The organism is Xenorhabdus hominickii, assembly GCF_002632725.1.
Lineage (GTDB): Bacteria > Pseudomonadota > Gammaproteobacteria > Enterobacterales > Enterobacteriaceae > Xenorhabdus > Xenorhabdus hominickii.
This window is the reverse complement of record NZ_NJAI01000076.1, coordinates 1-756: the sequence shown is the minus strand read 5'-3', so window position 1 is coordinate 756 and position 756 is coordinate 1. Positions and strand designations below refer to the sequence as shown.

Here is a 756-nt window from a genome sequence, read left to right as displayed (position 1 = left end):
CCCCCAACACCAGTCCCATAATCAGCATTGACGCTGCCCAAATTCCGATGAATATGAGGTACTTCATTTGATTTGCTCCACATGCAGCCCATGGCCAAATACCGCCCCTGTGTCGATATAAAGCTGGTTCCAGTTCTGTTTGGTTATTGGTGCGGGAGTGTGGCCGAAGATGAACAGATCAGCGCCTGTGATTGCTCCACCGATATCATCACCAGCATTGTAAATCCGGCCTCGGTTCCAGATGACAGATTGCCAGTCAACCTCTCTGCCGAACTCATATTCGTCATCGGGATAATCGGCATGGGCCACAATGATTTTTTTATGTCCTGTGTTCACCTCGATAATCAGGGGTAATTTCTCAGCCCGTTTCAATAATGACCGAGCTAATATTTCCTGTTCAGCATCCAGATGCAGGAACCACTGACCGCCATTGTAAAACCACAGGTTACTGTCTCCGTTGTGAAATAGCGCATCTATCGCCATCTGCTCATGATTGCCCCGAACCGCCCTGAACCACGGTTGCGTTATCAGGTCGAGACATTCGACATTTCGATCCCCCCTGTCAATCAGGTCGCCTACTGATATCAGTAAATCATTTTTATAATTAAAATCAATATGTTGTAGTCTATCCATCAATAGCTGATAGCATCCGTGCAGGTCGCCAACCACAAAAATACGCTGATACTGATCGCCATCGATTTTCAGGTAATTTCCGCTTCTGATTTCGTTCACCGTTCCTGCTCCTTCTTGAGTTTC

1 protein-coding gene is annotated in these 756 nt (G+C 46.8%); it reads right to left on the bottom strand.

Annotated features, from left to right (window positions below):
* Nucleotides 1-63: 63 nt before the first annotated feature.
* Nucleotides 64-732 carry a metallophosphoesterase gene (locus Xhom_RS25150; protein ID WP_069315930.1) on the bottom strand — a complete coding sequence of 223 codons (669 nt, stop codon included), beginning with the start codon at nt 730-732 and terminating at the stop codon, nt 64-66.
* Nucleotides 733-756 lie beyond the last annotated feature (24 nt).